The sequence below is a fragment of the Poseidonocella pacifica genome (genome assembly GCF_900111875.1).
Lineage (GTDB): Bacteria > Pseudomonadota > Alphaproteobacteria > Rhodobacterales > Rhodobacteraceae > Poseidonocella > Poseidonocella pacifica.
This window is the reverse complement of the sequence record NZ_FOJU01000002.1, coordinates 237031-254942: the sequence shown is the minus strand read 5'-3', so window position 1 is coordinate 254942 and position 17912 is coordinate 237031. Positions and strand designations below refer to the sequence as shown.

General features: G+C 58.4%; 11 protein-coding genes, 1 tRNA gene and 1 pseudogene. 7 read left to right on the top strand and 6 right to left on the bottom strand.

Features of this window, described 5'->3' with window-relative positions:
• Nucleotides 1-17: 17 nt before the first annotated feature.
• The 3 genes and pseudogenes from BM234_RS06350 to BM234_RS06340 form a co-directional block, all read left to right on the top strand.
• Nucleotides 18-1127: pseudogene (locus BM234_RS06350) on the top strand (transposase); the annotation flags it as partial.
• 199 nt (nt 1128-1326) lie between these two features.
• A complete protein-coding gene (locus BM234_RS17545; protein ID WP_217645954.1) occupies nt 1327-1653 on the top strand; it encodes a GIY-YIG nuclease family protein in 327 nt (108 codons plus the stop codon).
• Between the two features lie 316 nt (nt 1654-1969).
• The gene (locus BM234_RS06340) at nt 1970-2329 is read left to right on the top strand and encodes a hypothetical protein (RefSeq protein ID WP_092061990.1); all 360 of its coding nucleotides are present in this window, start codon (nt 1970-1972) and stop codon (nt 2327-2329) included.
• A gap of 234 nt (nt 2330-2563) precedes the next feature.
• Here the strand turns inward: BM234_RS06340 and BM234_RS06335 are convergent.
• A protein-coding gene (locus BM234_RS06335; RefSeq protein WP_092061987.1) for an IS3 family transposase occupies nt 2564-3717 on the bottom strand; the annotation gives its coding sequence in 2 pieces (ribosomal slippage) (nt 2564-3471 and nt 3471-3717; 1155 coding nt in all).
• A gap of 224 nt (nt 3718-3941) precedes the next feature.
• Nucleotides 3942-7088, bottom strand: coding sequence for an SIR2 family NAD-dependent protein deacylase (locus BM234_RS06330; RefSeq protein WP_092061984.1), 3147 nt, complete (start codon nt 7086-7088; stop codon nt 3942-3944).
• 1011 nt (nt 7089-8099) lie between these two features.
• On the opposite strand from BM234_RS06330, the gene BM234_RS06320 reads away from it, so the two are divergent.
• From BM234_RS06320 to BM234_RS06305, 4 genes are all read left to right on the top strand, one after another.
• The gene (locus tag BM234_RS06320; RefSeq protein WP_092061978.1) at nt 8100-8657 is read left to right on the top strand and encodes a hypothetical protein; all 558 of its coding nucleotides are present in this window, start codon (nt 8100-8102) and stop codon (nt 8655-8657) included.
• The gene (locus BM234_RS06315) at nt 8654-9103 is read left to right on the top strand and encodes a hypothetical protein (protein ID WP_092061975.1); all 450 of its coding nucleotides are present in this window, start codon (nt 8654-8656) and stop codon (nt 9101-9103) included. Before BM234_RS06320 ends, BM234_RS06315 begins: the two co-directional genes overlap by 4 nt.
• A gap of 560 nt (nt 9104-9663) precedes the next feature.
• Nucleotides 9664-9846 (top strand): hypothetical protein, encoded by a 183-nt coding sequence (locus BM234_RS06310; protein ID WP_092061972.1) that lies wholly within the window; start codon nt 9664-9666, stop codon nt 9844-9846.
• A complete protein-coding gene (locus tag BM234_RS06305; protein ID WP_092061969.1) occupies nt 9843-11396 on the top strand; it encodes a recombinase family protein in 1554 nt (517 codons plus the stop codon). The genes BM234_RS06310 and BM234_RS06305 overlap by 4 nt, the downstream gene beginning before the upstream one ends.
• 154 nt (nt 11397-11550) lie before the next feature.
• Here the strand turns inward: BM234_RS06305 and BM234_RS06300 are convergent, their stop codons facing one another.
• From BM234_RS06300 to BM234_RS06285, 4 genes are all read right to left on the bottom strand, one after another.
• Nucleotides 11551-12750, bottom strand: coding sequence for an aminopeptidase P family protein (locus BM234_RS06300; RefSeq protein WP_092061966.1), 1200 nt, complete (start codon nt 12748-12750; stop codon nt 11551-11553).
• Nucleotides 12751-13058: 308 nt separating this feature from the next.
• A complete protein-coding gene (locus BM234_RS06295) occupies nt 13059-16166 on the bottom strand; it encodes an efflux RND transporter permease subunit (RefSeq protein WP_092061963.1) in 3108 nt (1035 codons plus the stop codon).
• Nucleotides 16163-17299, bottom strand: coding sequence for an efflux RND transporter periplasmic adaptor subunit (locus tag BM234_RS06290; protein WP_092061960.1), 1137 nt, complete (start codon nt 17297-17299; stop codon nt 16163-16165). The genes BM234_RS06295 and BM234_RS06290 overlap by 4 nt, the downstream gene beginning before the upstream one ends.
• 490 nt (nt 17300-17789) lie before the next feature.
• Nucleotides 17790-17879, bottom strand: a tRNA-Ser gene (locus tag BM234_RS06285).
• Nucleotides 17880-17912 lie beyond the last annotated feature (33 nt).

Sequence of the window (17912 nt, the reverse complement as noted above, 5' to 3'; positions counted from 1 at the left end):
CCCGCCTACTCCATCTCTGCCGCCTTGATCTGAGCGACCGGGTTCCGGACCACTCCACCTTCTCCAAGAACCGACACGGCCGTTTCCGCGACAGCGAGTTGCTGCGGCACCTGTTCGAGACGACCGTCGCGCGGTGCATCGAAGAGGGCTTGGTCAGCGGGCAGCGAATGGCGGTGGATGCAAGTCTGATCGAGGCGGATGCCAACAAGCAGAACTCGACGCCAAAGGAGGAGTGGGACGCCGCGCAGGTCGATCCCGCAGCCGCGTCCCGTGCGGTCAGAGAGTATCTCCACACCTTGGATAAGGCGGCGTTTGGTGCGGCCAGCGAGGTCGAGCCCAAATTCACCTCGCATTCAGACCCGGCCAGCCAATGGACAGCGGCCCGCAAGGGCCCAGCATTCTTCAGTTATTCCGACAATTATCTGATCGACACGGACCATGGCGTTATCGTGGATGTCGAGGCGACCCGATCAATTCGGCAGGCCGAGGTCGGCTCGACCAAGACCATGCTGGAGCGGGCCAAGGCCAGGTTCGATCTCCACCCGGAGAGGCTCATCGCGGACACCGCCTATGGCACGGCACCGATGCTCGGCTGGCTTGTCGAGCGCAAGATCGCCCCGCACATCCCGGTCTTCGACAAGTCAGGGCGCAGCGACGGGACTTGGACCCGCGCAGACTTCGAATGGGATGCGGAGAACGACCAATACATTTGCCCCGAGGGGCACGAGCTGAAGCAATTCCGCCGGAACTATTCGGACCCCAACCGGGGCCCGACAGGCAAGGGCACAGCCCGGTATCGGGCCCTGAAAGAGATCTGCCAGGCATGCCCCTCAAAGGCAAAGTGTTGCCCGAACGCGGATGCCCGCAAAATCACCCGTGAGGAACATGAAGATGCCCGCCAGGTCGCTCGCGACATCGCCAAGACCGAGCAATACGTGATCTCGATGAGGCTGAGGAAGAAGGTCGAGATGCTCTTTGCCCACCTCAAACGGATACTTGGACTGAACCGGCTCCGATTACGTGGACCATGTGGTGCAAACGACGAATTCCTCCTCGCCGCCACCGCCCAGAACCTCCGGAAACTGGCCAAGATCCTTCCTGCGCCGCAGCGAACGCGGAATGCCTGATACGAAAGGCGATCCCGCCCCTTTCAGCCATCGATCTTTTGCGCTCGCGAACGGGTGTTTTTCCACAAAATCGGCCCGTTGCGGACTTTCGACACAGCGCCCGCCGCTTCCCCACAGCGGACATGTCCCGAAGGCTCCCATTTGACTGTTGCGTTCATATTCCACGTGGATATTCTTCACCAAACCACGAGGAGATCAAATGAAAGTAACAAGCTTCGGATTATTTTGGCGAGAAAGCGAAATAGATTGGAACCCCGGCCAAGGATACAAGGATAGCTTTCGTCTACTTGGTAGAAAAGGTGCCAATCGCGGCACAATCCAGATTACTGATTTTCGATTTCAGCAGGGCATCTATATTCTCTACGATGAATATGGACCGTCTTACGTCGGCTTGACGAGATCTCAGGGGTTGGGAAAACGTCTGAAAGATCACCTCGATGATAAATTAGCTGGGAAGTGGGACCGCTTCTCTTGGTTTGGCTTTCGCCCCATTGGGGAGCCGATCCGAAAAAAGCGGCATTCTTGAACTGAACCAGCCCCCAGAAGACTTAACGGATGACACCAATACTACAATCGGTGACCTCGAGGCTCTACTAATTCGTTCAATCGGCCCAAAAAGAAATACTGCATATCCATCGTTTCAAGATGCTGACGAGTGGATTCAGATTGCGTATGAGGAGCAGGAAACCTATCTTGAACGGCTGGTCACCTAACGGCCCGGAGATGTAACTCGTTTTAGGGGCTGTCGCCACGGGGCGACTTCACTGAAGCAGACCTTGACCATTATGCCCTTTTATTGAGCCATGCGATACATATTTCTAATCTAAAGGGAAACGACAGACATGGCACTTACAATGGACATGGACGCAAAAAAGGCCGAATTGTTGTTGCGCGCAGCATTACTGGACGACGCAAGTAACGTAGAAGAACGGTTCGCTGCTTTGAGCGCTGAAATCAATGTCGATGATGACGGCGATGCCTGGATAGCTTTGGACATGGACCTTTGGCCCGAAGACAAAGAGGCACGTGAGGCCGAGGCAATCGCGAAAATGCTATGGTTAGAGATTGACTGGTCGATGACCAGTGGAACCTTCCCGTTCGCCTGGCCGGGTATCGGCGCGCACACTGACAAGACAACGGCCTACTTCAAGATGGTTCTGGAAGCGTATGGCAGGCAGAGCCCCGACAAGGGCACGAAGTAAATTCGGCCCTGAGCCGACATTCGTGCCAGACGCGGCGGATGACCCGTGTCAGCCCTAAGTGGATGTAGAACATCTACCGACCTCTCAGCGCCACTTGCACTGCGATATGCCTCAAAGCAAGCAAGCTACAGACAAGAGAATTAATTCAGATGATCGTCGAAGACTTGATAGCTACAAATCAAAACAGGATAGCCTTTGACGTTGCCCCTGACCTGCCCCCCGTTCGTCCCTCGTTCATAACGAGAGTCCTTGGGTTTGATATTCGTCGGTTTCGCTTGTGGCAAGCGCGCCGGGCGCGGTGCCATCAAGTAGCTCAAGCGCTCGGCGCGCTTCTGCGGGGGTCTTGTTGCCGAGTGATGAATGCGGCCTGACGTTGTTGTAATCGTAGCGCCAGATGGCCAGCGTTCGGCGTGCGTCGGCCAAGCTGTCGAAGATTTCTCCGTTGAGGCATTCGTCACGCAAGCTGCCGTTGAACGACTCAATGTAACCATTCTGCTGTGGCTTGCCGGGATCGATGTAATGCCACTCGACCTTGTTGTCGTTTGCCAATTTCAGGATCGCTTTGCTGGTGAACTCCGTTCCGTTGTCGGAAACGATACAAGCGGGTTTCCCATAGATCCGGACCAGCGCATGCAATTCCCGTGCGACCCTGGCCCCAGAGATGCTGGTGTCGGGGACCAGGCATAGGTTTTCGCGGCAGCAATCGTCATTGACCGCCAGAATGCGGAATTTGCGACAGGCCCCGAAAGTGTCGGACAGGAAGTCCAAGGACCAGCGCTGGTTCGGGCGCAATGGCATTGGCATTGGTGTGCGGCTGCCTCGCGCCCGTTTCCGGCCTCTACGGCGGCGCACTGACAGGCCCTCTCCCCGGTAAATCCGATAGAGCTTCTTTTCGTTCATAATCAAGCCCACGCGCTCCAGCAGGACGCCAATGCGCCGGTAACCGAACCGGCGACGCTTCTCAGCAATCTTGTTCATTTCCAGACGGATCTCCGGGTTATCGGGCGGCCTTTCGCGCCGCACAGTTTTCGGATCGACACCGATCAGGACGCAGACCCGGCGTTGAGAGATCGGATGATCCCGCATCGCCCGCAGCGCTGCGTCCCGCCGTTGCATCGGCGTCGTCAGGGCTTTCCCAAGAGATCCTTCAGCACAACATTGTCCAGCATGACATCTGCCACCAGGCGTTTCAGCTTCGCGTTCTCATCCTCGAGCTGCTTCAGCCGCTTGGCGTCGGACAAATCCATCCCGCCATACTTGGCCTTCAGCTTGTAGAACGTCGCAGGGCTCAGGCCATGCTTCCGGCACAGATCAGCGGTAGGCAAACCAGCCTCCTGCTCTTTGATCATCCCGATTATCTGCGCATCGGTGAAACGGCTTTTCCTCATCTCGTCTGCTCCTTCAGGTTGGGCAGACTCTACATCAGATCGAGGAACCTTCCGGCGGGCAGGTCAGTGGATGGCGCAGCATTTTGGATTAGTCAATAACGGCAGGGCGGACGACCCACCGTATTTGACACAGGAAAGCACAACGTCTGTGCCTGTCTCACAGTAGCAAGGTCGATGGGGCGCACGAAAGACAAGGCATCGCAGCTTCATGACCTCTAAAATCCCTAAGTTCTCGGTGTCGGGTTCTTCTTTACCTCTACAGCTACCGGTCCCTTACGATTGAACCTTATTCGAAATGCAACTGGGTCATTGACGGCCAACAGGTCATACGCTTCATTTTGCAAAGAGCGCCAATGCCCGAACAGAGCTTTAGGATACCCGCCATACCTAACAAAGAAATAACGTTCCTTCTTCTTTTCAATCGTCCCATAGAAATTTCCAAGCTTTACTGTAACCACATCTTCGTAACGTGGAGCCGAAGTTCGATAGTCTTGATTTGATCTACGATCGATTTCCTCAAACAATATTTGGCTTTCATCAACGCGACCAGTCCAAAACAAGTATCCTGCGTAGTAGAAGCGGGCGTCAAAGTTGTGATCTCCTGCAGAAAAACTAGACCGGAGATGGAATTCGACATCTTGAGATGGGGTATCTGATAATTCCAGCAACCTCAGCCCCATTTGGAGGTGCAACGACTTGTCATTTGGAAATTTCTCGAGACCTTCCCGCAGGGCTGTAAGAGATTTTTCCGCAGTGTCCTCTTTCTTCTCTAGCTTAGCCAACCTTAGAAAAACCCCGGCGTTACGTGGTCTAGCTCGGATCGCTTTTCTCAGGGCACCCTTGGCTTTCGAACCATCTCCCAGTCGCTCCCATAATCTCGCCTCTTCAGCGGAGAACTCGGCGTGATCGGGATAGTCCTGTGACGCCCGCTGCAGCCTCTCCAATGCATCATCTACCTTGGCGTCGAATTCAATGATCTCATGATCTTTTGGTTCATCAGACAGTGCCAAGAGGAGATCGATAGCTTCATCCACCAACAATTTACAAAATGTCAGGTCCTTGCGGGAATTCTTTAACCAAATCTCGTTAAGAAGTGTCCGGGAATGACTGCGAAGTTGATCTTTCCGAACACGCGTATCGGCATCGACCGCTTGGCGCCGCGAGATTTCCGCAAGAGTATGAATGTAAATATGATTGTTATCATCTTTCTCTCGTGCCTGCTTGGCCAGAGCCTCGGCAGCAACGAGCGAACCATGTCGATGAGAATATTCTAGAATAGCTGCTTGCTGGAAAAGGAATGCAGAGTTTGGCGACGTCTCGCATGCCATCTCAAATATCCGACGCGCTGGAACAATCGATGTAAATTGATTAGCAATATCTCGACCACGACAAACGCCCTCTATTATTCGGGCATCAGAGGAGAAACCAGCGTCAAGGCCCGAGATTACTCGACTGAGCTGACTTGCCTTTGCTTCATCGGTTTCGCAAGCGACACCAAAAACAATCTGAGCCACCCTAGAATGGCGGCACTGGTATCCACGGTCACCCGTTCCTTTATTCGTTGTAACCTTGACAATGTCTCGAAGTGGTTCGAAAAAATCACTCTCGAATTCTTCAAATCGAACTCCACTTATCCTTGAGATTGCACCAGCACGTGCGGTAACTCCAAACTGATGCATGGTCGAAATGTCTAGATAGAGACGCTGCGCGGCAGCGGGCAAAACCCGCTGGTATTCTTCGAGAATGATGTTTTCAAAAGGTTTGCCAAGTGTGAGTTCATGAAGCGCCACAAGTAGCTGACGATCGGACCGATCCGCATCCAAAAATGCAGCGACCTGCTCGCCTTTTTCTTTGTCTTTCAGCATTCCTAGACATTTGTGTCGAGAAAGCAGTTCGACAAGATCCTCTGCTTCTGTCTCCGACAAACCGCGCAAGCTGAAAATTTCTGGGGGGAATTCTGCTTCTAATTCGTTGCAGTAGCTTCCCCAGTCTGCTTCCCGGTCTGCCGCAATGATTGTGAGTGGGATGCCCGTAGAAGAAGCACTCTCTAGCAACCTCCGAATTTTTTCAGAGTGCAATGAAATCTGGTCAACAAATAAAATGGCTCGTTTTCCGGTCAAGCTAAACAATTCTGAAAAGAACTCCGGCCTTGGGCTACCATTTGACGACAGCCAAAAGACCATTTCGTCGAGCGCGGTGGCCGCATCGTAAGCCGCTCGTTTGAGGGCAATCGTTTTTCCGGCACCTGCGGAGCCTTGGAGGAGAACAAACTTTAGCAGCTCGTCTTTCTCGACGGCTAAAGCCGTGTAGAGCATTCGCTCCGAAGCTATGCGACGAAAGTCCAACTGCCTGACAATCCCGCACCAGCCGTGATCGAAGCCGGAATAAAACTTTTTTGGTTCGACCTCATCAAACGGTATACCCGAAGAGACATATTCTAAGTCATCCACAATAGACTGGCGAAAAAAGTCGGAGCCTTTGTCATCTGTTCGGAAGTGTTTTTGGTAGGGTTGATCACCCTGAGAAGTTAATGCTGAAAGTGATCTGAAGAGTGGATCGATCTGGCGTTCGAGTGCATTCGCAAATTCACCGAAGGTTGCGGGTATTACATCTACGCCCCTAGTTGCCCAATCTTTGATGTCGAATTCGTCCGCTCCCGGGGTTACCATAAACCACTGCGGGCGATTTTTGGGATCAATATCGTAGACCAAAGCCCGAACATGACTGTCGGCAAGTTTGTAACCTATGAAGACTAGAACCGAATTTTGTGCCCAGCCTTGTAATCTTTGCATTAGCAGTTTGCGGTTATCTGAAAGGCGATGATAGTGAGCGTGTGAGAGCACTAGAGGTATTTCTCGGTCCAACCGGTGGTCTATGCACCCATGCAACTTGAGTAGTGCAACGGGATTTTGCTCGGCATCTAAACGATCATCGTATGGTTCAAGATCTTTTACGAACGGCAAGCACACTTGTTTACTATCTGGACTGTCAGAATACCCGAGTTCAATCAGTTTATCATAATTGGTAGTAGCGATCCCGCGCCACATGAACTGTGAAATTGACCTATGCGCAGCAGAAGATTTGAATCCATACAGCATTTTTGCAATTTCTTCAAAGACTTGAGGTTGCCCCGCGCCACTTGAAATTGCGATCTCCGAAACAGTTTGCAGGTCTCTTTCGTCTTTATTCTTACCCAAGAACTTTTTGGCCAGTTTGTCCCGCATTTGGTTGCCATCTGGTGGCGTGCTTCCAAATTCATTTGTGCTTTCTTTTGACGACCCTGCGCCAAATACCAAAACAACTCGCTTATCCTTCACGGCCTCAACCAGGGCATGCGGCAGCTCAAGCTTCAAATCTTTCTTCGGCGGCAAGACACTATCCTTCAGTCCAATTCAAAACCACTCTTCCGTTGGCGAGTATTGGAAATCAAGCGATAGTTTACTAGTGGAGAGCGGTTCGGTTGCGCAAATCCGTTCACTGCCAGATGTCCTTACACTCTTACCGCCAGCATGCTCGCGCTTGGAGCGAACTTCCTCTTCCCGCCCGCCATGTAGGTCACACCGGGTTCAGCGGCGTGATCCTGGCGGAAGGGCCGCTTCCATATCCCGGCGAGGGAGCGTTCGCACACGCAGAGAAGGTCCGCTTCCCGCCCTCTCCCACCTTGCGGACACGACCCACATCCGGCTTGGCCAGTCTAGTCCGATCTACCCCGCCGACCGGGAAACGGATTTGAACATCGATCCAGGCAAACGAAGCGGCCGTTCTAGTGCGGAAACCTTGGTCGGAGAGTTCTGCGGCAGCGATAGCTGCGCCTCCCTGTCTACTCACTAAGTAGCCCGCGCAGTCGGCCCTTCGGGCCTTTGTGCTCGGGCTACCCGTTCGCCGGGGGCTGACGCCCCCGGACCCCAGCGGCGCTGACACGCCGCTCGGGAGGCGCTCCGCCCTCCCGAACCCGCCAGGGGCCCTCAGCCGGACCAGAAGACGCGCCGCCCCTCTGGACACCCAGGACAGGGTCGTCGTTCGCCACTCCCCCTGCACCCCCTGGCGTCTCCTGACAGGCTCGGGTCATCGTTCCGCACTCCCCCAACACCCCCTGCTCCCGGAGGATGCCGCTCCGCGCTCGCCTCCGAACCTCCCCCGCTCCCGGGAAGCGCATTCCGCACCTCTTCCCGAGCCCATCTCTGCTCGTCTCCAGACGAGGTCGATAGGGACACCCTCTCGACGCTCTCCCCGACAGCACACGCAGGAAGACGACGCAGGGGAGCAGGGCCAGCCCCTTCCGCCGTGCGCGCGCCTTGTGACGCGCACGACGGACGGGCCCGGCCGATAGGAAGGGAGAAGATCGGGCGCGTCGGACACCAACCATTCAAAGGACACCGACAATGCTCGACTGCATTCAGACGACCCTCATCATGACGCCGGCCTGGCGCGATCTCATCACCCCGGGCGACATCGTCTCGTTCCGCTTCCCGCTGGCCGAGGAGGGCCACAGCGGACGCCCGAAAGCGCGTCCCTGCCTCGTGCTCGATCTGGAGGAGCACGGCGGCAAGCGCTACGCGCTACTCGCCTACGGCACCACCTCCCGGCGCCGGTCCAACATCGGCTACGAGGTGCATGTCCGTCGCCGGGCGGACTACCTCGCGGCGGGGCTCAACGAGCCCACCCGCTTCGTCGGCGCGCGCCGGCTCCTCGTTCCGCTGAACCACAGCGGCTTCTCCGTGTGCGGGGCCACCGGTTCGGCGGTGCTCGGGCGCATCAGCGGGGCGCCGTTCACGGCGATGAACGCGGTCCGCGGCCGCATCCATGCGGAGCGCGACATTGCTTCCGACCGCCGGGCCGAGCGCCGGTCCCGGGCGGCCGTGGCGCGGGGGCACAGCTTTACGGCCGAGCGCCGAACCCCGCGTCGCGGGGCCGCGGCCCGGAAGGCGGTGCAGCAATGACCGCGCTTCCGCCGAATACGCTGGTCGAGCAGCAGGTCGAACTCGTGCGTGTCGTTCTCGAGCTGCGGCCTGGCATGTCGCGGCACCTGGCTAGCAAGGTCCTGCCGCATGTCGGGGCTGACGCCCGTGCGGCAGTCGAGGAAGTGATCGCGCTTCTCGACGAGGAGACCGGGATCGACAGCAGCCTCCCCTCAGTTCTCGATCACGCCATCGGGGCAACCCGCCAGGAGATCACCGCCGGGACATATGAGGAAAAGGTCGCGATTCCTCCGGAGCGCCTGATCGGATGCTCTGTCGCCTTCGACCGGCACCGGCGGCTCACGCCCGAGGCGGAAGCGCTTCAAGCAGCGCTGCCGCGTCTGGAGCAGCTGCACCAGGCCGCCCGGAGGGCGGTCGACTTCGCCGAGGCGATCAGGCTGAGCATTCGGATGATCAAGGCCGAGTAAACCGACGGCGCCCGTTCGGGCGCCGTTCCTTGAGGGGCCGCAAAGCCCCCGGGCGCCGGGATTGGATCCCCCGTCGTTCGGCGCGCCGGTGATGATCACCACTCCTTCGCTGCTACGAGGACGCCGGCGCGCCATCTGACCTCTGACATGGAGCTTCTCATGAAGAACTTCATCCGGCGGAGCCGCCTCTGTTTTCGCCGCCGCCCCAATGTCGTCGTCCGCGTGGCGATCCTCATTCTTCTTCTGGCTCACGCGGCGCTCCTGCTGACTGAATTGTAGCTGAATTTAGTCATGGGGCGCACGGCGGAGGGGAGATCTGCACCCCATCGAAAAACTTCCGACGTCATCGCTACCGAGGTCCGATTTTCCGTCTGCCACCGATTGGAGTGGCCGACACAAAAGGACCTGACATGCGCCCGGCGCTCCGATGGATCGCTCTGCTTCTGACGATGTCGAAGCTCACATGACCCTCGGAACCATAGCTTTTCCGCTTCTTCGCCAATGAACCGAACTCCTGTTCGCCACGCCGTGAGCGTGGCGGAACCCAAAGGACAAGACCAATGACCAATGCCAAGCCCCTCACCCTTCTCGCCGCGAATGACGTTGGCCCCTCATGCGATGCCACTCTCGCGATCACCGGCCTCATCGGGCTTCTCGCGCGCAGCCAGGCGCGCCGTCTTGCTGAGGCCATCGAGCCGGCGAACCTGACGTGCGCACCGTCTTCTCGGAGTGCGCAGCCATGAAGCGCGCCGCATTCTACGCCCGCTATTCGTCCAAACTGCAACAGCCGACTTCGCTCGAGGACCAGATCGCTAAAGGCAAAAAATACTGCGCTGCCCAGAACTACGAACTCGTATCCATCTTTACCGATGGCGAGATGAGTGGCCGCAACATGCGTCGCCCGGGCCTGATTGAGCTGAAGGGAGCCCTCGTGCGTCGCGAAATCGACATCATCATCGTCGAAGCGATGGACCGCCTCGGACGGCGCGTTGTCGACTCTCTGAATTTCTTCGACCTGACGCAGTTTGGCGGTGTCGAACTCTATTCCCTCGACGAGGGCCCACAGGATTTCGTCAACGTGCTGCTTCGGAGCTATGCCGCGCAGCAGTTCTCCGAAATGATCGGCGAGCATACACGGCGCGGCATGCAGGGCGGCCTCACCCGCGGCCGACTGCATACCAGTGCCTATGGCTATCGGAAAATTGAAACCGACAAAGGCCTGAACCGCGAGGTCGATCCGGCCGAAGCCGAAATCGTGCGTCGGATATTCCGCGAGGCCGCGGAGGGCCATTCCGCCAAGTCCATCGCTGTGGCCCTCAACAAGGACGGCATCCCGGCGCCGCGGGGCGGCACCTGGGATGCTTCGACGATCCGGGGAAACAAGGCGCGTCACGAAGGCATCCTGAACAACCGGCTCTACATAGGTGAAGCGTCAGTCTGCAAAATCGGACGACGCTACCATCCCGAGACGGGCGAAAAGGCGGTATTCCCCACCAAAGACGCCGAGGTGAAGGTGTTTGAGGCCCTGCGCATCGTTCCGCAGGAGGTCTGGGACACGGCGCAGGCAGAAGCTGCAAAACGAACGCGCAGCGCCCGGGTTTCGGGCAACCCACAGTCGGCGCGCCGTTCGAAGCATCTGCTGTCGGGTCTGATGTTTTGTGGCTCCTGTGGGCATAGCTACGTGAAAGTCGGCAAGTACCGCTTTGGATGCCGCGAGGCGCGCAAGCATGCCTGTGGAAATCGCGTGACCATTGCTCAGGCTGCGATCGAAGGACAGACCTTCAAGCAGCTAAGGGAGGTGCTGTCGGCGCCGGACCTGATACAGCATTTCGAACAAGCGTTTCGCGCCGAAATGCAACAACTCGAGGGTGAGGACACGAAGGCCGCCCTGAAGACAACTGCGCGCAAGCTCGCCGGCGTCCAGAAAGCGCGCCGCGGCATCATGGCCGCCATCGAAGGCGGTGCTGATTTCGCGGACTATAGCGAGCGCGACAAGGAGCTGAAAGCCGAGGGCAAGGCGCTGGAAGCCCATCTCGAGAGCCTAAAAGTTCGCGAGGCGGCCAAGGCGCGCTCGGCTCCGGACATGCCCGCGCTCTTTGCGCAGGCCCTTGAGGAACTCGAAGCTCTCCTGGGGAGCCCCGAAACCGTCGTTCAAGCCAACGAGCACATGTCGGCGCTGATCCGACGCATCACGTTGACACCCGCCCCCCAAGAGGAAAGCGGGCTGTCTGTCGACATCAAGACCGATTTGGTGGCGCTACGCGCCGCTACCGGCATCGGCGGCGACGCGTAGCCCGGCCCCCCAGACAGTTCTGACCAAGTATTCGAGAAAGGCCACGCACTGAGCGTGGCCTTTTGCGTATGGCAAGCTATGCTCCGATACAACCGGCTGGAAGAAAACGACAATTAACGGCCGGGCACGGGGCACTGCCCCCTCACGCGCTTTCCTAGATCACGTTGAATTCCGGACCGTAGGGATACCCGGTAATGTTCTCATGGCCGTCTTCGGTGATCACGAGGATATCATGCTCCCGATAGCCCCCCGCGCCCGGAGTGCCCTCGGGGATCGTCAGCATCGGTTCCATGGAGATCACCATTCCCGGCTCCAGAACCGTGTCGATGTCCTCGCGCAGTTCAAGCCCCGCTTCACGCCCGTAGTAATGCGAAAGGACGCCGAATGAATGCCCGTAGCCGAAGGTTCGGAAAGACAGCAAGTCACGCTCCGCAAAGAAGGCGTTGATCTGTTCGGTGACCTCCGCACAACTCACGCCCGGCTTCAGCAGGCTCATCCCATATTCATGCGCCGCGACATTGGCGTTCCAGATGCCGAGGCTCGCGGGATCGACGGTGCCGACGAAGAGGGTGCGTTCGAGGGCAGTGTAGTATCCGTTGATCATCGGGAAGGCATTCAGGCTCAGGATGTCGCCCGTTTCCAACTTGCGGCTGGTGACGGGGTTATGCGCCCCATCGGTATTGATGCCGGATTGGAACCAAACCCAGGTATCCCGGTATTCCGCGTCGGGGAAACGTCTGGCGATTTCCAGTTCCATGGCGTCGCGCCCGGCCATCGCCACATCGATCTCGCGCGTACCGACCCTGATTGCCTCCTTGATTGCATAGCCCCCGACGTCGGCGATTTGAGCCCCCGCTTTGATCAGGGCGATCTCTGCGGCGGATTTATGCATGCGCTGTCGCATGGCGGCAGGGGCGATGTCGGTCGTTGACTTGGGGTTTAGCAATTCATCCAGAAGCGACTTTTGCGCGAGGGTCAGATGATCGGCTTCGTACCCAACGTGCTTGCCGGTCCCGACGACGGAACGAATAGCCCGCCAATAGTTGTTTCGCTGCCAGTCGGTATAGGTGATGTTGTCCCCGTGGCACCGACGCCACGGTTGGGCCGCGTCGATCCCCGCGCTGAAGGTGACGGATTCAGATGGGGTTACGACCAGCGCGTATGGCCTTCCGAACGAGCAGTAGAGAAAGCCGCTATAGTAAGCGACGCAGTGCATCGACGTGAAAACGCAGGCATCAACGTTGGCCGCATTCATTTCTGCTCTCAGCGTCGAGAGGCGCGCCTCATACTCCGCCGGCGCGAAGGGGAGTACCTTTTCCCCTTGGTGAAATCTGAGAAATTCTGGACGATCCATTGCATGGCTCCCTAGATCCGAATGCTGTTGTCGCATCAAAGGAGCCAGCCTTGCCCCGCGATGCCTGCAGCAAAGAAAGGTCCCGGCGTTCAGGAAAGAGATTGCGGCAACGCACCAAGGTGCTGGCGACGCCATCGCCCGGCCGCACTTCATCATCGTGTAGCCAAGGAGAGAAGGCAAGATAAGCCGGATCGCGATGCCGGCGGCCAAGCAGTGGTCGCCCAGCGATTCAGCATCAGGGTTTCACACCACATGCCGACCGGTAAGGTGGCGGCCCGATCGGGGACGAGCCGCCATAGTCCCGTGCGCTATTCGGCGGGAATTTGCGCGGCTTGCCGCTCCGTCTCTGCGCGCAGGCGGCTGGCGGCCGCGCCGGGTTCGGCACCCCAGACCGCGATCCAGCGATAGAAGATCGGCGTCAGGAACAGCGTGAAAACCGTGGCAAACCCAAGCCCACCGACGATGACCCAGCCCACGGCGACGCGCGCTTCCGCCCCTGCGCCGGAGGTGAGCACCAACGGGAGGCCGCCAAAGACGGTAGAGACCATCGTCATCATCACAGGACGTATGCGCAAGCGCAGTGCGCTCCGAATGGCGGTGTCGATATCCTCTCCGGCTTCGCGGAGCTGGTTGGCAAATTCGACAATCAGGATACCGTTCTTTGCCATCACCCCGATCAGCATCACGAGGCCGATCTGGCTGTAGTAGTTCAGGGATCCCCCCGTGATCGAAATCGCAAGAATGGCAGCGGCGAGGCCGAAGGGCACTGTCATCATGATGACTACTGCGCTGGCGAAGCTTTCGAACTGCGCCGCAAGAACAAGCAGCACCACCAGAAGCGCAACCCCGAACACCACGTAGATGGAGGAGTTGCTCTCATCGAGTGTCGCGGCCTCACCGGTGAAGATGAGGGCCATCCCCTCTGGCAGAACCTCCTGTGCAATCTGCTGCGCCCGGCTCATCGCATCTGACAGGTCCGCGCCCGCTCCGAGGTTGGCCTGCAGCGCCACGGAGAGTGCGCCGCCGTGCCGTTCGATCTGGGCCTGGCTGACTACGGTCTCCAGTGTTGCGAGTGTGGAAAGGGGCACGAAAGAGCCGTTATCGAGCCGTATGGACATCGATTCGATGTCTGAGGGATCATCGATCGGGGGGCCGCCCGGGACGACGTTGACGGCGATTTCGGTGTCATCCTGAAATACGGTCACGGCCTCGTTTCCGCGAACCAAGACGCTGATCAGGGACGTGACCTCGGAAGGAGACAGGCCCATGTCATTGGCTGCGTCGTCATCCACGGTTACCTCCAACTGGGCATCCACACTGTCGTTCGACAGTTGTGGGTTCAGGAATGTCGGATCCTGACTCATCGCCGCGACGAGGGCATCCGCGGCCGCCGTGATATCTTCAATATCGGTGCCCGTTACCGCGAGTCCAAGGCCGCTGCCCGCCCCGCGAATGTTGAGGGAGTTGGTTGAGCGTGCGCTGACCTGAACACCGGGGACAGAGTTGAGCTGACCGCTGATCTTGGTGATCAGATCCTGCTGTGCAAAATCACGCTCTTGCCAGTCGGGCAGGCGCACGATGATGAAGGCGCTGGTGCCGCCACCAATGCCGACGATGCTCTGCACGGTTCTGATTTCACCCCGGTCCTGATACGGGGCGAGGATTTCCTCGATCTGGGCAACCTGTTCGTCGAGATAGTCCACGGTGGTATCGGAAGCGCCCCGCGCCTGCACGAGAAAGAACCCGCGATCCTCCGAGGGGGTCACAGCGGACGGCAGGGAGGAGGCAGCGCCAAACGCGATGATCGCAAAAGCAATCGCAACGGCCAAGACAAACAGCGGTGTCCTGATCGCCCAATCCATCACGGCATCAAACCCGCGTGCAAAGCGGGTCGGAGGGGCAGGCTCGATCGGGGCTCCTTTCCCGGGTTTTCCGGGATCAAGAAGAGCGGCCAACACGGGCGCGAGCGTCAGAGCCGTGGCGGATGAAAGCGTAACGGCAAAGGCAAGGACGAAGCCGAACTCGGAAAATACGCCGCCAGCTTGGCCGGGCAGAAAGGAAATCGGAATGAACACCGCAGCAAGCGTGGCGGTAGTTGAGATGACGGCAAAGAAAACTTCGTTCGTACCCGCCGCCGCGGCCGCGTAGGCGCCCATGCCGCTTTTACGTTTACGCACGATGTTCTCGATTACAACGATAGCGTCGTCCACCACCATGCCAGTGGCCAGAACCATGGCGAGCAGGCTGATGGTGTTGACGGAAAACCCTGCGAGCCAGATTGCCGCCAACGTCCCGATGAGCGCGACGGGGATCGTAACCGCGGGAATAAGCGTCGCGCGGACTGACCGCAAAAACAGGAAGATTACAGCGATCACGATACAGGTGGCCAGCAGGATGGATTTGACCACCTCCTGAATGGACCCTTCAATAAAGATACCATCATCGGAGGTCGTGACCAGTTGGACGTTCTGAGGCAATTGCGCTTGCAGTTCCTCCACGGCGATACTGACCGCGCGTGAAATATCCAGCGTATTCCCGACGGATTGCCGCGTAATATCGAGGCTCACGGCAGACTGTCCGTTCACCCGTGTGAAAACCGTGCTTTCTTCAGGCAACAGCTGGACCAAGGCCACGTCCGCGATCGACGTGGCGGCGTTGATCCGCAAGGACTTGATGGTATCGACCGTGACGTCTTCATTGCCGACACTCAGGGCGAGCGTCTGGGATGTGCTTTCCAGTTCACCCAAAGGCGTATCGTCTCGCAGGCTCGAGAGGGCCTGATTGACGTCGAAAACGGTAAGGCCCCGGCTCATCAGCGACGGTATATCCACCGTCACGCGGAATTCGTTTGCCCGATTGCCACGCACCGTAACTTCGGCGATGCCGTCGATGGTTGACAGCTTTTCATAGACGGCACCTTCCGCAAGGCGGGTCAGTTCATCAAAACTCGCGTCACCCAAAAGAGCGAGCCGGATGATCGCGTCGGAGTTGCTGTCGCTTTTGGAGACGGTTGGATCATCCACATCGTCCGGCAGCGATCTCATTGTGTTCGAGACAATCTCTCGTGCCTCGTTGGCCGCTACGTCTACATCGGTGCCGTCCGAAAGATCGATCGTGATGCGGCTCGACCCGGACGCGGATTCAGACTCGATATAGCTCAGCCCCTCGAGCGCGCTGAGCGCGTCTTCCAGCACTTGGGTAACTTGGGTATCCACGGTGGAGGGGACGGCCCCCTCATAATCGGTGCGGACGGATAGGACCGGCTGATCCACATCGGGCATCTCACGCACATCAACGCTGCTCAGGGCCGCCAGACCCGCAATGATGACCAGAAGATTCAGTACAATGCCAAAGATCGGGCGGGCGACGAAGATATCCGCGAACCCGGCCTTTCGGGCCTGTCGTTCCAGACTCATGTGCTCGGACCTTCGGGAGCATCGGCATCGGTAACTGGCGAGGCCTCGCGTAGCTTCGACGCGCCCTCTGTGACGATCTGTGTTCCCTCAGGAATCTCGGTTTGAAGCCAGACGCGATCGCCCTCGCGGTAGAGGATGGTGACTGGATGACGGATCGCGCGACCATCTTCGACAGCCCAGATACCCGCCCCGGATCTGTCCCAAGTGACGGCGGTCGCCGGGAGGGAGGGGAGGGGAGCGGTTTCTTCGATCATGCGCACCAGAAAGGTCATGCCTGACCAGAGCAACTTGTCGGAATTGTCGATGGAGGCCTTGACGGTCACGCTTCGGGTGACGCTGTCCAGCCGGCTATCGAAGGCGGTGATTTGACCCTCGAATACGCGCCCTGCATAGGTCGGCGTTCCCACAAGGACGGTCTTTCCGACAGACAGCAGACCGATGGAGCGTTCGGGCACCTCAAACTCGACAACGAGTGATGTGGAATCGTCGATCGTCACGATGACCTCGCCCGAGGACACCAGATCGCCCACCTGCACATCGCTCAGGCCCAGCCGTCCGGAGATCGGCGCAAGTACGGTGCGTTCTTCGAGCGCGAGTTCCGCCATCCCGACGTTTGCTTCGGCCAGCCGCAGGGCGACCTCTGCCTCGGACAGCGTTACGCCGGTAATGGTCAGGTTGCCGCCCGCCTGAAGCGCTTGGTAGCGCTCGACCGTATCCCGCGCCTGATCCAGTTCGGCCTGCGCAATGTCCAGCGAGAGATGCTGGGTCCGATCGTCGAGCCGAAGCAGGATATCGCCTTTTTCGACTTCGGCATTCGCCTCCAGGAAGGTTTCAACCACCTCGCCGGTTTCGCTCATGGTCACGTTGGCCCGCTGAGCCGAGGTCGCGTTGCCGACGGTGCGCAAGGTCAGGGCATAGCTGCTGGACTGTAGCGGTTCCATGACCACCGATGTTGCCCGCGCGATCCGGCCCTGGCTCGCCCCCTCGCGGCCCTGTGCCGCGCCGTCCGCCGAAGCCGTTTCCTCAGTGGCGATCCCAATCAGACGAGAAACCTGATCCGGGAGGCCGAAAGTCACAAAGTATGCGACGACCAAGATGCCGAGTGACACGGGAAGTAGGACGAATTTTCGCAACGGACAAATACCTATCTCCGCCTGAGGGCGGTCTGAAACCTGGCATTTAACGCCGCCCCATGGCACTTCCGTCGAAAATTCTTAAGACGCGTGAGTGTCGGTTTAGGCATGATGGCAACGCGGTTGTGCACCAGAATGCCGTGATGCCATACGCCGCAATGTTTACCAAATGCCAGCGCGGCGCGACGCGAGACGCGCACAAAAGCGCGAGCAATCTATAGACGGCACAGTATCGCGCGCGTTCGCTTGGCGATCGACACCCGCGCTGCCGGTAGCATGTGCCGCATAGATAAGTCAGGGGAGTGTAGCGGAGGCTGTTGGCGGTGGGCGCTTCACGAGTTCACATGGTGGTGCGCCCATGTCACTTCGAACTGGGATCGAAAATCTCTCTAGCGCTCGGTCTTGGTTTACATCCTCAGCCGTGCAGCCGAGTTTAACGCCCCGCCGCTGGGCGCGAGCAGGTATGCGGTAAGAGGAACAGAGATAAAGGTGGCGGACAGTGAGGGATTCGAACCCTCGAGACGGTCTCCCGCCTACACACTTTCCAGGCGTGCGCCTTCGACCACTCGGCCAACTGTCCGTGGGGCGCTCTTTATCCGCAACTGTGGTCAGG

Excerpts from the sequence above, each read along its gene's own strand:
- BM234_RS06310 (WP_092061972.1), top strand. The coding sequence starts at position 9,664 with ATGACCAATGCCAAGCCCCTCACCCTTCTCGCCGCGAATGACGTTGGC.
- BM234_RS06315 (WP_092061975.1), top strand. The coding sequence starts at position 8,654 with ATGACCGCGCTTCCGCCGAATACGCTGGTCGAGCAGCAGGTCGAACTC.
- BM234_RS17545 (WP_217645954.1), top strand. The coding sequence starts at position 1,327 with ATGAAAGTAACAAGCTTCGGATTATTTTGGCGAGAAAGCGAAATAGAT.
- BM234_RS06305 (WP_092061969.1), top strand. The coding sequence starts at position 9,843 with ATGAAGCGCGCCGCATTCTACGCCCGCTATTCGTCCAAACTGCAACAG.
- BM234_RS06300 (WP_092061966.1), bottom strand. The coding sequence starts at position 12,750 with ATGGATCGTCCAGAATTTCTCAGATTTCACCAAGGGGAAAAGGTACTC.
- BM234_RS06295 (WP_092061963.1), bottom strand. The coding sequence starts at position 16,166 with ATGAGTCTGGAACGACAGGCCCGAAAGGCCGGGTTCGCGGATATCTTC.
- BM234_RS06320 (WP_092061978.1), top strand. The coding sequence starts at position 8,100 with ATGCTCGACTGCATTCAGACGACCCTCATCATGACGCCGGCCTGGCGC.
- BM234_RS06340 (WP_092061990.1), top strand. The coding sequence starts at position 1,970 with ATGGCACTTACAATGGACATGGACGCAAAAAAGGCCGAATTGTTGTTG.